The sequence below is a fragment of the Asticcacaulis excentricus CB 48 genome (genome assembly GCF_000175215.2).
GTDB classification, from domain to species: domain Bacteria; phylum Pseudomonadota; class Alphaproteobacteria; order Caulobacterales; family Caulobacteraceae; genus Asticcacaulis; species Asticcacaulis excentricus.
This window is the reverse complement of the sequence record NC_014816.1, coordinates 2,090,366-2,103,567: the sequence shown is the minus strand read 5'-3', so window position 1 is coordinate 2,103,567 and position 13,202 is coordinate 2,090,366. Positions and strand designations below refer to the sequence as shown.

The 13,202-nt window shown below is 60.9% G+C and carries 9 protein-coding genes; 7 read left to right on the top strand and 2 right to left on the bottom strand.

Translation table 11 applies throughout. The annotated features are described in order from the left end of the window. Positions 1 to 128: 128 nt before the first annotated feature. Entirely contained in the window at positions 129 to 2,732 is a 2,604-nt protein-coding gene (gene pepN / locus ASTEX_RS09720; RefSeq protein WP_013479451.1) for an aminopeptidase N, read from the bottom strand. Positions 2,733 to 2,927: 195 nt separating this feature from the next. Next, positions 2,928 to 3,533, bottom strand: a complete 606-nt coding sequence (locus ASTEX_RS09715; RefSeq protein ID WP_013479450.1) for a hypothetical protein — start codon at positions 3,531 to 3,533, stop codon at positions 2,928 to 2,930. Between the two features lie 153 nt (positions 3,534 to 3,686). Here ASTEX_RS09715 and ASTEX_RS09710 point away from each other — a divergent pair, with 153 nt between their 5' ends. From ASTEX_RS09710 to eda, 7 genes are all read left to right on the top strand, one after another. Continuing rightward, positions 3,687 to 4,070 (top strand): group III truncated hemoglobin, encoded by a 384-nt coding sequence (locus tag ASTEX_RS09710; protein ID WP_013479449.1) that lies wholly within the window; start codon positions 3,687 to 3,689, stop codon positions 4,068 to 4,070. Positions 4,071 to 4,413: 343 nt separating this feature from the next. Then, positions 4,414 to 7,086 (top strand): phosphoenolpyruvate carboxylase, encoded by a 2,673-nt coding sequence (ppc, locus tag ASTEX_RS09705; protein ID WP_013479448.1) that lies wholly within the window; start codon positions 4,414 to 4,416, stop codon positions 7,084 to 7,086. Positions 7,087 to 7,304: 218 nt separating this feature from the next. Continuing rightward, positions 7,305 to 8,786 (top strand): glucose-6-phosphate dehydrogenase, encoded by a 1,482-nt coding sequence (gene zwf, locus ASTEX_RS09700; protein WP_013479447.1) that lies wholly within the window; start codon positions 7,305 to 7,307, stop codon positions 8,784 to 8,786. Continuing rightward, positions 8,779 to 9,510 carry a 6-phosphogluconolactonase gene (gene pgl / locus ASTEX_RS09695; protein WP_013479446.1) on the top strand — a complete coding sequence of 244 codons (732 nt, stop codon included), beginning with the start codon at positions 8,779 to 8,781 and terminating at the stop codon, positions 9,508 to 9,510. The genes zwf and pgl overlap by 8 nt, the downstream gene beginning before the upstream one ends. A gap of 29 nt (positions 9,511 to 9,539) precedes the next feature. Continuing rightward, positions 9,540 to 11,357 carry a phosphogluconate dehydratase gene (gene edd, locus ASTEX_RS09690; RefSeq protein WP_013479445.1) on the top strand — a complete coding sequence of 606 codons (1,818 nt, stop codon included), beginning with the start codon at positions 9,540 to 9,542 and terminating at the stop codon, positions 11,355 to 11,357. A gap of 6 nt (positions 11,358 to 11,363) precedes the next feature. Further along, the gene (locus ASTEX_RS09685) at positions 11,364 to 12,380 is read left to right on the top strand and encodes a glucokinase (protein WP_013479444.1); all 1,017 of its coding nucleotides are present in this window, start codon (positions 11,364 to 11,366) and stop codon (positions 12,378 to 12,380) included. Between the two features lie 56 nt (positions 12,381 to 12,436). After that, positions 12,437 to 13,066 carry a bifunctional 4-hydroxy-2-oxoglutarate aldolase/2-dehydro-3-deoxy-phosphogluconate aldolase gene (eda, locus tag ASTEX_RS09680; RefSeq protein WP_013479443.1) on the top strand — a complete coding sequence of 210 codons (630 nt, stop codon included), beginning with the start codon at positions 12,437 to 12,439 and terminating at the stop codon, positions 13,064 to 13,066. The last annotated feature ends 136 nt before the right edge of the window (positions 13,067 to 13,202 follow it).

The window sequence follows — 13,202 nt, the reverse complement described above, 5'->3', positions numbered from 1 at the left end:
TTTTGGCTCCCTTACGCACATACCAAAGCGGAGGCCGTTTGAGCGACCTCTGGGGTGGGTTTTAAACCTTAAAGTTTGTCAACAGGTTAAGCGAACGCTCGTCTTTGAGTGAAGGGAACGGGGCGGCGCTACCCCGCCAGCGCTTTTCCGGCCAGTTCGCCAACGTTTTTCGACAGGCCCTCGGTGCCGACAATCCGCTCCAGCGCCGCCTTCATCAGGCTCCGGTGCGGCTCGGCATAGCGCTTGAAGCCGCCAAAGGCTTCGATCAGGCGTGCCGCAGTCATCGGGTTGAAGCGGTCCACTCTAAGAACCTCATCGGCTATAAAGGCGTAGCCTTCACCGGATATGTCGTGGAAAATGGCTGGATTATTAACGGCGAAGGCTTGTACCACGGAGCGCCAGCGGTTGGGCACTTTACGATCAAAATCCGAGTGCGTGACAAGGTAACGTACGCGCGTCAGGGTTTCGGGGTGGGCGCAGGAGGCCTGCACTGCGAACCATTTGTCGAGCACCAGCGGCTCGCTCTTGAAGCGCGCATAAAAGTCGTCCAACGCGTCCTGATATGCCGCGCCGTGGATCTGCGACAGGGCCGACAGACCGGCCATCTGATCGGTCATGTTGCCGGCGTTACGAAAGTGATTCTCGGCAATAGCGGTTGCCGAAGGGGCTCCGGCGGCGACGATCAGGTCAAGCAGGACGTTTCGCAGTGCGCGGCAGCCCGCCGAAGCGGCGTCCGGACTGAAGGTCGGTTCGGCGGGCAGAGCCGCATAGAGGGCTTCGGCATCCGATTTCAACGCTGCCGCCAGTTCGGCCTTGAAGGCGTTGCGCCGGGCATGAATGAAGGAAGGATCGACCGGCGTCAGGCTCTGGGCCAGGTCCATCTCGGTCGGCAGGCCACTGATCAGCGCCTTGAACGCTGAATCAAGCGTCGGATCGCTCAAGGTGGCGCGCAGGGCCTCAGCATAGGCGCACGCCTCGCCTTGCGGATCGAGGATCAGGGCTTTGGCGAGGCTTTGGGCCGCCTCCCAGCGGTTAAACGGGTCCGGGTCACCACGGAAGCGGGCAAAACGGTGCGCTTCAGGCTCGGCCAACCTCAGCTTGACCGGGGCGGAGAAGCCGCGCAGGGCCGAGATCACCGGCGTATGCGTCACGGCTTCCAGCACCCATTGCGCCTGCACCTCGCTCAAGAGGAACAGGGCGTCGGTCACGCTCTCGCCGGCGTGCAAGAAACGCATCGGTGCACCGGCCTCGGAAAGCAGGCCTAGCCGTACGGGGATCGGCACCGGGGCCTTGTGTGCCTGTGACGGGGTAGGGGGCGTTATCTGCGACACATCGAGGGTCAGGCGCTGCGCCGTAGCGTCATAAGTCGCTTCGATGCTGAGCGTCGGCGTGCCCGCTTGTGTGTACCATTTCAGCCAGGGCGAAAAGTCTTTCCCTGTGACAGCCTCGAAGCTTCGCAGAAAGTCTTCCAACGTCGCCGCTGTGCCGTCGTTGGTGTCGAAATAGTGGTCGAGCGCGCGGCGATAGGTGTCCGCGCCCACGACCGTCTTCAACATGCCGACGATTTCCGCACCTTTTTCATAAATTGTGGCGGTGTAGAAGTTGTCGATCTTCAGATAGGCGGCCGGGCGCACCGGATGGGCCAGGGGCCCAGCGTCTTCCGGAAACTGCCGCGCCCTTAGCATCTTGACGTCCTTGATGCGTTGCACCGCGTGGCCGCGCTGATCGCCTGAGAAGCTCTGATCGCGGAAGACGGTCAGGCCTTCCTTTAGGCACAGTTGGAACCAGTCGCGACAGGTGACGCGGTTGCCGGACCAGTTGTGGAAATATTCGTGGGCCACAACGCTTTCGATGCGCTCATAGTCGAGATCGGTGGCCGTTTGTGCATCGGCCAGCAACAGCGAGGCGTTGAAGATGTTGAGCCCCTTGTTCTCCATCGCCCCGAAATTGAAATCGCGCACGGCGACGATCATGAACAGGTCAAGGTCGTATTCCCGGCCATAGGTCTCTTCGTCCCACTTCATCGAGCGCTTCAGCGCGTCCATGGCGTAGGCGGCGCGCGCACTCATGCCCGGATCGACAAAGATCTTTAGCGCCACCGTGCGGCCCGACACGGTGACAAAGCGATCTTCGAGCACGTCCAGTTCACCGGCGACCAGCGCGAAGAGATAGGCCGGCTTGGGGAAGGGGTCTTCCCAGACGGCGAAGTGAGCGTCTGCCTCTTCGCCGCTGTCGATCAGATTGCCATTGGACAGAAGGCGCGGGAAACCGGCCTTCGGGGCGCGTAGACGGACCGTATATTTCGACAGCACGTCCGGGCGATCAGGGAAATAGACAACCTTGCGAAAGCCTTCGGCTTCGCACTGCGTGAAGTACCGTCCGGAGGACATGTATAGCCCTTCCAGCGTCTTGTTCTCCTGCGGATTGATCTCGACCTCGACCTCCAGCGTGAAGCGGTCGGGCACGCCAGGGACGGTCAGACATTCCGGTGACAGCGTATAGGCGTCGGGCGTCAGCTCAACGCCTTCCAGACGCAGCGCTTTGAGGGTCAGCCGCTCACCCAGAAGGACCAGCGGCGCCTCGGCCACGCCGCGCCGTTCGATGCGATAGGTGGCCCGCACCCGCGTCTGCGTAGGGTGCAGATCAAATTCCAGCTGCGTTTCAGGTATGGCAAAATCCGGCGCGCGGTAATCGGTCAAACGGATGGGGCGGGCGATATCGGTACGGTACATGCGCGCGGCGTCTCGCAAAGCAAACAGGTCGGCAACAGACTAGCCGTCCATCTTTGCATAGTCTTGCAAAAAACCAATCCTCTCCTACCCAATTTTCGGTAGGCAACGGATTGGAACTGGTTTTAGTCGCGCATTTGATCCGAAACGGAATTCAGCAAAGTCAAAACGGTTGCGCACTTTTCCGACTGCGCTCGACTACTCCGCTGCGGTGGCGCTGATTTCCGGTTCAGGCTGCGGCTCAATTGGGCGTGTCTGAGCGTCGGGCGGCGGCGTTTCAATCACGCGGCGCAGTTGCTCAAAGCGCCGTGTGATACGCAGCAGGGGCTCCGGCAAGGCCGGGGTGTCGTTGCTTTTCACATAGTCGCTCAGTTCGCGGGCCAGATTGAAAAACCGCGGGGCCGCGGTAATCAGACGCGCCTGCATTTCGATCAAAGCCGGATCGCGATCGTATTCGGCCCCTGGCACGCGCCAGCCGCCCCAGTCATTGGGGTCGGTGACGACTACGGGATAGGTGCCCGGATAGGGATGGTGGACGCAATCTTCGGCGGCCTGCACGCGGTTACGCGCCCGCATCAGCCGCCAGGGCGTATTCCCCGGTGCTGCGCCTGGTGCCGCTTCGATCTCAGTTTCCGCCGTCAGCTCCTCGGCGCGGAAATCGCGCCCCAGACCACAGTCATAGGTGACGCGAATTGGTTCCTCAAAGCCCGCGACCCATACCGGCTTCACCTGTTCGATCATGGCCCAGGTGCCGACGGGCTCGACATAAACACGTTGATTTCGATGGAAAACAGCTTTGGCCATCTTGTTTCCTTTGACGCAAACTGTACGCGGGTGATTTGTCACATGGCGTGAAGGCGTTGCGGGTGTTAACCGCTTAAGCGCCAGACCCGACCCTAACCCACAGGCTTTAGCAATTGGTGAGGGAGTGGGGTTAAGACGTGTTAAGAGATGAGTATGAGCGAGCCGACTTTTGCCACCGCTGACCTGCGTAATCTCGTCGAACGCTTCTATGAGCGGGCGCGTAGGGACGCCCTTCTGGGGCCTGTGTTTGAAGCCGCCGTTGACGACTGGCCGGCGCACTTCGATATGCTGACCGCCTTCTGGAGTATGGTGATGAACGGCCCGCGCCCGGACATGCCGGTCTTCAAGGGGCGGCCCTTGCCCAAACATCTGGCCCTGCCGCTTAAACATCAGCATTTTGACCGCTGGCTTGACCTGTGGGCGGATACGACGGCTGAGGTGTTCGACACTGTGCGCGCCGAGGCGCTGCGTGAAAAGGCCTGGCGCATCGGTCAGTCGTTTCAGGCGGCACAGGCGATGAATGAAATGGTCAGATAATTGTTACCGCTATCTTCGGATACGGTATATGTTTCAAACTAAACGGATTTTTCCTTAATCTTGTCAGACATTTAATTTTCTTGTTGCGGGGTTGCATGGCAAGCTTTTGTAATTATTCGTCATATTATCGCGGTGCAAAATTCTGCGCCTAAAGCCTCTTGCGGCGCACAAATTTTGCGCTAGGGTGGAGAAATTCCTGCCTGAGGTCTGCCGTCTGCGGTAGGTTTTGTGTGTCCTCAGCCTTGCCTGCCTTGAGCCGATGCCGCCAACCGGCCCGCTCAGACCCGCCCGGTTCCCGCACACGCCTCAGGCTGCACCGATAGACTTAAAAAGAGGCCCGCCGATGACCGACGCTATGATCGATCACGTGAAGCAGAACACCGCCATGTTGGAGGGGTTTCTGACTGATGCCGTCAACAGTTTCGGGCGCGGCACTGTGTTGTCGAAGATCGAGGCGCTGCGTGCCGACAACGCCGATGTCGATGATTTAAGCGAATCTGAGGCCGCCCACGCGGCGCGCGTCCTGACCTGCCTGTCCACCCTGACCGTCCTGTCCGAGGACGTGGCCAATCTCAAGCGCGTCGAGACATTTCCGGGGACGCAGGAGGCCATCACTTTGGCTAATGCCGTGCAGCAGGCGCGCGCCAAGGGGCACTCGCAGGCCGAGATCGAAGAAACGCTCAACGGCATTCTGGCCTCGCCTGTGTTTACGGCGCACCCGACAGAAATGCGCCGTGCCTCGGTGGTGGAGCGCGAATACGACATTACCCAATTCCTGTCGGCCTATGAGCGCACGACCCGCGCCTCGGAGCGCAAGGCGCTGGAAGAGGACCTTTTCCGCGCGGTGGCGCTGCTCTTCAATACGCGCCTCAACCGCCCGGAGCGCATCACAGTCGCCGATGAGATTCAAAACTCTCTAGGGGCCGTGCGTCGCGCCATCCTGCCGGCGCTGGTAGAGCTTTATGGCGACTGGAACCGCGAGATCGAGCTGGAAGGCGAACTGCCCAACGTGCTGAAACTCGGCTCGTGGATCGGCGGCGACCGCGACGGCCACCCGCACGTCGATGACACCACCATGAACTACGCCTTCCACAATCAGGCGAAGCTGGTACTCGACTTCTATTTCCAGCAGTTGGACAAGCTCGATATCGAACTGACCCTGTCTGAAGAACTGGCGCCGGTTACTGATGCGCTACTGGAGCTGGCGCGCAAATCGTCCGATACCAATGTGCACCGCGTCGACGAGCCCTATCGTCGCGCTCTCACGTTTATCAAGACGCGGCTGGCTTCGACCTGGCAGGCCATTCTCAAACTGCCGCATCCGCTGGCGTCGCCGTTGGCCGGTGCCTATGAGACATCGGAAAACTTTGTGCGCGATCTGCTGATCATCCGCGATTCGCTAATCGAATATGGCGGCAAGCGGCTGGTAGGGCGGACGCTGAAAAGCACCATCCAGATTGCCCGTTCGTGCGGCTTCCACCTGTTGTCGCTAGACATGCGGCAAAACTCCGCGGTGCATGAGCGCGTGATTGCCGAACTGTTCGCCCAGTCGTCGGAACTACTTGACTACAGCTCGCTGTCGGAAAACGAGCGCGTGTCGGCGTTGGTGGCGGAGCTGACAAACGACCGGCTGCTGCGCTGGCCTTTTGCCAAATACTCCGATGAGACGCGCCGCGAACTGCGCATCATTGACGCGGCGGCCGAAGTCATCCGCACCTTTGGGCCGGACGCCATCGGAGCCTATGTGGTGTCGATGGCCAAGTCGGTGTCGGACATCCTTGAGCCGCTGGTGCTGCTGAAACAGGCTGGTTTGGTCTATGGCGGGCCGTCGCCACACACCATGATCCGCGTGTCGCCTTTGTTTGAAACCATCGAAGACCTTGAGGCCGCACCCGACATCATGAAGCGCTGGCTGGGGCTGCCGGCGATGCGCTCGCTAATGGGGCGTCCGGCGGTGCAGGAGGTCATGCTCGGCTATTCGGACTCCAACAAGGATGGCGGATATACGGCCTCGCGCTGGAGCCTGCACAAGGCCTCGTCTGCCATCAAGGCTGTATGCAATCAGAAGGGCGTGGCGCTGCGTCTGTTCCACGGTCGCGGCGGTTCGGTCGGTCGTGGCGGCGGCCCGTCCTTCAATGCCATCATGGCTCAGCCCGAAGGCACGGTCGGCGGTCAGATCCGCGTCACCGAACAGGGCGAAATGATTGCACGTAAGTTCGGCAACAAAACAACGGCCGGCAAGACACTCGATTCCTTCTCGGCGGCGGTCTTCCTCGCCTCCCTGCCGGTCAAGGAGCGCGACGCGCATCACATCAAAGAGTCCGAGGCCGAAGCGAAGTATGGCCCGCTTATGAATCAGTTGTGCAAGGCCTCATTCGACGCCTATCGTGCCCTGGTCTATGACGATCCTCACTTCCTCGATTTCTTCCGCTCCGTTACGCCGATCTCGGAGATTTCCGACCTCAAGATCGGCTCGCGCCCGGCTTCGCGCACCAAATCGGGCAAGATCGAAGACCTTCGCGCCATTCCGTGGGTCTTTTCATGGTCGCAGTCGCGCATGGTCCTGCCGGGGTTCTATGGTTTCAACGCGGCGGTCAAGGCGCTGGGGGTCGATGACCAAACTCTGATCGACATGTGCAACGAATGGGACTTCTTCGAGGTGTTCCTGGCCAATATGGAGATGGCACTGGCCAAGTCGGATATGGAGATGGCGTCGCTTTACGCCGGAATGGCCTCCGATCCGGTCGAGGCGCAGCGCATCTTCGCCACTATCCGTCAGGAGCACGAGGAGATGACTGCGCTGGCCAAACGCATCCGCAAGGCGGGCACGCTTCTGTCTACCCATGAGCAGTTGCGCGGCTCTATTGAACGCTCGCACGCCCTGCTTCAGACGCTCAACCGCATGCAAGTCAAGCTTTTGAAAAAGCGCCGCGAAGGCAACAAGCACAAGTTGGTTAAGCTGGCCATGCAATTGACGGTCAACGGCATCGCCTCGGCCCTGCGCAATACCGGGTAGGGTATACAGGCTTCGCATCGCGATAATACCAATTTAATACCTTGAGACGCGGGCCCGGCCTCTATATACAGATGCAGAGCGAATTACCAGCTTGACCCGCAGGCGGACGCGCGTTATGACAGCGCTGTCAAATTTTTTTGACGCGCTGTGACGTTTGCGTAATAAGCCGCCTGCTAAAAAGGCCCGACGTCACCTCGCCAAGACCCAGGAACCCTATCGTGAGCTTATCGACTTCTTCTGCGAATCGTAAACCCGTCTTCGTCCTCGTCGGCGGCACCGGTGATCTGGCGCTGCGTATGTTGTGGCCGTCCCTGGCCATGCTGGATCAGGACGGCTTCCTGGATAAGGACCTGCGCATCATTTCGGTGGCGCGTGAGGCGGTGGACCGCCCGGCCTTCCTTGAGCGCGTCAGTTCCGCCGTGCAAAAACGCATCGGGGCCGATCTCGAAGCCACGACACTCGATCAGTTCCTGCCGCGCCTCAGCCATATCGCGCTTGATGCCTCCGATCCGCAGTGGGGCGCTAAGCTGAAGGCCGAACTGGGTGAGCCTGATGCGCTTGAAGTCGTCTATTTCCTCTCCGTGTCGCCGTCGCTGTTCAAGCCGATCTGTGAGCATCTGGAAAGCGCGGGCCTAAGCAAGAGCCCCAACCGCGTCATAATCGAAAAGCCGCTGGGGCGTGATCTGGCCTCCTCGAAGGTGATCAACGATTCAGTTGCCCACGCCTTTGACGAAGCGCGCACTTTCCGCATTGACCACTATCTCGGCAAGGAGACGGTGCAGAACCTGCTGGCGCTGCGCTTTGCCAATACGGTGTTTGAGCCTTTGTGGAACGCTCAGTCGATCGACCACGTGCAGGTGAGCGTTTCGGAAACCGTCGGCACGGGTGATCGTCTGGGCTATTACGACGATTATGGGGCGCTGCGCGATATGGTGCAGAACCACCTTTTGCAACTGGTCTGCCTGCTGGCCATGGAGCCGCCGTCCAACTTCAACGCCGATGCGCTGCGCGATGAAAAGGTCAAGGTGCTGCGTTCGCTGAAACCGATCACGGCGGATAATGTGCGCGATGTGACGGCGCGCGGTCAGTACGGTCCGGGCTTTGCCGAAGGGAAGCAGGTGGCGGGTTATGAGGCCGAAAAGGGCTCGCCCTCTAACACCGAAACCTATGTCGCCATCAAGGCCGAAATCGCCAACTGGCGCTGGGCTGGGACGCCCTTCTATCTGCGCACGGGCAAGACCCTGCCGTCGCGTACCACCGAGGTGGTGATCCAGTTCCGTCCGGTGCCGCATTCGATCTTTGGCTCTGCGGCGCAGCCCAACCGGCTGGTTATCCGCCTGCAACCGGACGAAGACATAAAGCTGACGGTAATGAACAAGGCGCCGGGTCTTAGCGCCGATGGCATGCAGCTGCAACCGCTCGATCTGTCCCTGTCGCTGTCCAATGCCTTTGATGGCAATGGTGATAAGCCGCCGCGCCGTCGCATCGCCTATGAACGCCTGATCCTCGATGCACTGAACGGCAACAATGCCGCCTTCGTGCGCCGCGATGAGGTCGAAGCGGCCTGGGCGTGGGTCGATGGTATTTCGGCGGCGTGGGCCGAAGCCTATCCCAAGCCGCAAATTTACCCCGCCGGGACCAATGGTCCGATGAGCGCCTATATGCTGCTCGACCGCGACCATCGGGTGTGGAATGACTGAGGCCTTGGGCATTCACAGATTGCGCACCTTCGACAGCGCGGCCGAGGCCGAAGCCGCCGTTTTGGCGGCAATTGCCGAGGCTCTCTCTGCCGCTATTTCCGAGCGCGGTCAGGCCCTATGGATCGGGGCAGGGGGCGGCACGCCCAAGCCCGTCTATCAGCAGCTCGCGACACTTGACCTGCCGTGGGATAAAGTGACCCTGTCTCAGGTAGATGAGCGCTTTGTACCGGTCGATGACGCGGCCTCCAATACGAAGATGATGGCCGAGGCTGCTGCTGCGGTGATCGTCAAAGGGATGCGCTTTGACACCCTGATCCGTGATCTGAGCGACGCGGGCCTTTGTGCGCAACAGGCCGAAACCTTGCTGTGCGGCTTTAATGACGGTAACGCGCCGGAATTCGATCTGACCCTGCTGGGCATGGGGCCCGACAAGCACTACGCCTCAATTTTCCCCGGCCATGCAATCAATGCGACCGTGTATGACACGGAGGCGCTGGTCCTGCCGGTTGCCCCGGCCAGCGGCGGCGCAGAGCCAAAACTGCCGCGCATCACATTGACCGTGAAGGCCCTCAACCGCTCTCGCCGGATCGTGCTGTATATCACCGGTCAAGAAAAGCGCGACGCGCTCATGGCCGCCATCGCCAATCCCAACCCAGACACCGCGCCCATCGGTGCCTTCCTCGCCCAATGCCCCGTGCCCGTTGACATCGTCTGGTGTCCGTAACGGCCGGCCTTCAACAGCGAAAAGATAACATGACCGCCGAGCTTCATCCCGTTCTCAAGTCCGTCACCGACCGCATCATCGCGCGTTCCAAGGCCACGCGCGCCGAATATCTGGCCCGCGTCGAACGTTACAAGTCGCGTGAGCCGCGCCGCAAGAAGCTGTCCTGCGCCAATTATGCCCACGTCGCCGCCCCGATGACCGAGACGGACAAGCTGGCTCTGGCGCTCGATAAGGTGCCCAATATCGGCGTGGTAACCGCCTATAACGACATGTTGTCGGCGCACGCCCCCTATTACCGCTATCCGGAAAAGATCCTCGACTATGCCCGTCATGTCGGCGCCACGTCTCAGGTGGCCGGCGGCGTCCCCGCCATGTGTGACGGCGTCACGCAAGGCAAGCCGGGCATGGAGCTGAGCCTGTTTTCGCGCGATGTCATCGCCATGGGCACGGTCATCGCGCTCAGCCATGACGCGTTTGACTCTGCCCTGATGCTAGGCATCTGCGATAAGATCGTGCCGGGCCTGGTCATGGGGGCGCTGGCGTTCGGCCACCTGCCGGTGATCTTTGTGCCGTCGGGCCCCATGCCGTCGGGCCTGCCCAATCCGGAAAAGGCCAAGATTCGCACTGCCTATGCCAAGGGGGAGGTTGGGCGCGACGCGTTGCTTGCCGCCGAAATGGCCTCCTATCACTCCGAAGGCACCTGCACCTTCTACGGCACGGCCAATTCCAACCAGATGCTGATGGAAATCATGGGTCTGCACGTGCCGGGCGCGGCCTTTGTACCGCCGCGCGGAGAATTACGTGACGCCCTGACGCGTGCGGCGGTTGAGCGCGCTGCAAAGGCCTCGGCACTGGGTGAGGCACCCGCCTATATGGCTGATGTGATCGATGAACGCGCCATCGTAAACGGCGTAGTCGGGCTTCTGGCCACGGGTGGCTCCACCAACCACGCCCTGCACCTGCCGGCCATGGCGCGCGCGGCGGGGATTATCCTGAAGCCGGAAGACATGAACGACCTGTCGGGCGTCGTGCCGCTGCTGGCGCGCGTTTATCCCAACGGCTCGGCCGATGTAAACCACTTCCACGCGGCTGGCGGTATCGGTTTTGTGATCAAGGAACTGCTGTCGGCCGGTCTGCTGCACGCCGATGTCAACACGATCTGGGGGCCGGGTCTGGCCGCCTATGGTCAGGAGCCGACCTTGCGCGACGGGCAACTGGTGTGGGTCGATGCCCCCGCCGAATCGCTCGATCTCGATATCCTGCGACCGGTAACCAACCCGTTCTCGCCCGAAGGCGGCCTGCGCGAACTGCGCGGCAATCTCGGCGTGGCGGTGACCAAGATTTCTGCGGTCAAGCCGGAACACCGCGTCGTCGAGGGGCCCTGCGCGGTTTTTGACGATCAGGACGATTTTTTAAAGGCCTTCAAGGAAAATAGGCTCCCGGAAGGCGATTTTGTTTGCGTTGTGCGCTTTCAGGGGCCAAAAGCCAACGGTATGCCTGAGCTGCACAGCCTGACTCCCTCCCTGTCGGCCATGCTGGATCAGGGCCGCAAGGTGGCCCTTGTCTCGGATGGACGCATGTCGGGGGCCAGTGGTAAGGTGTCTTCGGCCATCCATTTGACCCCAGAAGCCGTTGACGGCGGACCGATCTCAAAACTACGGTCAGGGGACATTGTGCGCGTGGACTGTGAAAACGGGAACCTGAGCTTCATAGGTGATGAAGCGCAATTGATGGCGCGGGAAAGCGCACCCCGACCGGCGGATGCCGACGGTCTGGGGCGTGAGCTGTTCGCGCCGTTCAGGCGTCTGGTCGGCGAAGCCGTATCAGGCGGCTCCGTTTTCTGGTAAGGTATTATGACGGCGCTTTTCGATAATCAGACCACCTTTTCTGCTTCGTCACAGGTGTTCAGGGGCCTTGTCGGTGATATCGGCGGGACCAATGCGCGCTTTGCCATTGCCGAACGGGGCGGGGGTCAGACGAAGCTGACGGAGTTCAAGAGCTTCCATACGGATGGCTACAAGGACCTCTACGCCGTCATCGACGACTATTTCGGTGGTCTGAGCGGGCGTCCCGACCTCGATTTTTCGGTCATTGCCGTAGCCGGGCCGGTCAATGACGGGGCCATCAAGTTCACTAATCTCGACTGGCTGGTGACGGAAACCGAGCTTGCGCGCCACACCTCGGCGCGCAAGGTGCGCCTGATCAATGACTATGCCGGTCTAGCCTATGCCCTGCCGCATCTTCAGGACGAAGACACCCGCCGCATCGGGCCGGTGCGCGAAGGCAAGGGCAACGTTCACGCCGTGATGGGCGCGGGCACCGGTTTCGGCGCTTCGGTGCTGGTGGGCGGGCCCTATGGTCCCTACTGCCTCTCGACCGAAAGCGGGCACGCGTCTTGGGCTCCGGTCAATGATTTCGAGCGCGAACTCCACCGCTTCCTGTCGAAGAAGCACGGGCGCGTAACTATTGAAATGGTGTTGTCAGGCCCTGGTCTCGTCAATCTCTACAAGGCCGTTACCAATGTGCGCGGTGAGCCGACGCTGGAGCTGACGCCCGCGCAGATCACCCACCTCGATGGTCCCGACGCGCAGGGCTCGCGCTACACGGTCGAAACCTTCCTGGATATACTGGCCTCGGTGGCGGGCGACCTCAGCCTGTGCCACGGTGCAACGGCGGGCCTTTTTATCGCCGGTGGTATCGCGCCCAAGCTGGCCAAATACATCGACGAAGCGCGCTTCCGCGCTCGTATGGAGGCTAAGGCCCCGCTGGTCTCCTATGTGGAGGCGATTCCGTCGCGCATCATCACCCACGAATGCGCGGCCCTTATCGGGGCGGCCAACGCCTTGACGGACGCCGAAATAATCGCTTAGTGCGCCTGAACAAGCTCCCTGCGTAGCCGGGGAGCGGATTACAATAAGGATACGCCATGACCAAGCCGCTCGACGTTCACACCATCATGACCACGGGCCCCGTCCTCCCGGTGATGGTCATTCCGGATATCGAGATGGCCCTGCCTCTGGCCGACGCCCTTATGGCCGGTGGCATCAAGGTGCTGGAGATCACTCTGCGCACGGATTGTGCGCTGGACGCCATCAAGCTGATCGCCAAGGAGCGCCCGGATGCCATTGTCGGCGCGGGCACGCTGCTGACGCCAAAGGACGCCGAAAAGGCCGCCGAGGCCGGGGCCAAGTTCGGCGTGTCGCCGGGCTTGACAAAGACTCTGGCCAAACAGGATTCGCTACCGCTGCTCCCGGGCGTTTCGACGGCTTCCGAAGTGATGAAGGCGCTGGAATGGGGCTTTGAGCGCCTTAAATTCTTCCCGGCCGTCCCGGCGGGCGGTGTGCCCATGCTGAAAGGCATCGGCGGCCCGCTGCCACAGATCAAGTTCTGCCCAACGGGCGGCATCGGTCTGAACAACGCCGCCGATTTTTTGGCGCTGGATAACGTCCTGTGCGTCGGTGGCTCATGGGTCGCCCCGGAAAAAGCGATGAAAGAAGGTCAATGGGGCGAAATTTCCAAACTGGCCGCCGAAGCCGTGCAAAAGTTTGCTGGCTGAGGTCAGGCCTCAGGACAGGCACGAAGCCAGGTCCGGGTTAAGTTACCGCTACCATAGAGTTTTTGCGGCGCAGCGTCCTTGACAACGGGGCCTGCGCCGTTCTTCTTTGGTCAGACCAAAACGACACAAAAAGGGA

Coding starts and splice junctions, on each gene's coding strand:
- edd (WP_013479445.1), top strand. CDS start 9,540: ATGACCGCCGAGCTTCATCCCGTTCTCAAGTCCGTCACCGACCGCATC.
- ASTEX_RS09710 (WP_013479449.1), top strand. CDS start 3,687: ATGAGCGAGCCGACTTTTGCCACCGCTGACCTGCGTAATCTCGTCGAA.
- ASTEX_RS09715 (WP_013479450.1), bottom strand. CDS start 3,533: ATGGCCAAAGCTGTTTTCCATCGAAATCAACGTGTTTATGTCGAGCCC.
- ppc (WP_013479448.1), top strand. CDS start 4,414: ATGACCGACGCTATGATCGATCACGTGAAGCAGAACACCGCCATGTTG.
- eda (WP_013479443.1), top strand. CDS start 12,437: ATGACCAAGCCGCTCGACGTTCACACCATCATGACCACGGGCCCCGTC.
- pepN (WP_013479451.1), bottom strand. CDS start 2,732: ATGTACCGTACCGATATCGCCCGCCCCATCCGTTTGACCGATTACCGC.
- pgl (WP_013479446.1), top strand. CDS start 8,779: ATGACTGAGGCCTTGGGCATTCACAGATTGCGCACCTTCGACAGCGCG.
- ASTEX_RS09685 (WP_013479444.1), top strand. CDS start 11,364: ATGACGGCGCTTTTCGATAATCAGACCACCTTTTCTGCTTCGTCACAG.